This window comes from Vibrio sp. 970, from assembly GCF_033339075.1.
The window spans coordinates 1-718 of the sequence record NZ_JAWOTW010000288.1 but is presented as its reverse complement, the minus strand read 5'-3'; the positions used below and the strand labels follow the sequence as shown (position 1 = coordinate 718).

The window sequence follows — 718 nt, the reverse complement described above, 5'->3', positions numbered from 1 at the left end:
TAACTCCAACTTTTGAAGAGCGTAAACAAGAAAAATCTCTCACATCAAATGAGATCCAAATGGCAGCGAGGACAGGGGAAGTGCCAGCAAGAGCAGCATTGCAAAACATTTTAAATGAAGCACTTACAGATAAGCTGGACGTTTTTGCATTTATAGAACGATGCGAAGCGGCAGGAGCAACAGTTATCCCGAACGTTGCCAGCACTGGACGATTAAACGGTTTCGCCTTTGAGTATCAAGGCATTAAATTTAAAGGCTCCGATCTTGGGGCGAAGTACACCTATAAGAACTTAAAAGAAGTGGTGATTTATGAGCAAGACAGACAAAGTGCGAAGCTTATCGCAGCAGCACAAACAATCAAGCAAAGGCTCAATGCAGTCAGTGAAAGAGACGCAGCAACAGAGCAACAGGAATCTAGACCAGATCCAGCAGGTAACGGAAAAGCTGAACATGCTACCCAGTCACCTGATCAGCGTAACGAACAGTCTGAACGCCTTGGAGAAGTCGATAAGATCGGAACATCAGAAGAACAAGGGCGAGCTATCGAAAGCAACTCAGAAGATGCTCAATGCAGAAATCAAGCTGAAGAAGCAGAGCAACAGCGTAGTGTGGCAAACGAAGTTGCTATGGTGGATTCTGGGCTTGCTGATTGGGGTGATGCTGACAATCACATTAGTGATATTGTCGCGCCCATTGTTGCAGTTTCTAATAAATGTCC

At 45.0% G+C, this 718-nt stretch carries 1 protein-coding gene; it reads left to right on the top strand.

Going from position 1 to position 718, the window contains the following annotated elements; translation table 11 throughout:
- Positions 1-59: 59 nt before the first annotated feature.
- Positions 60-718 (top strand): hypothetical protein (locus tag R7Q11_RS26225; protein ID WP_225467004.1); only part of this gene is annotated, 659 nt, incomplete at its 3' end.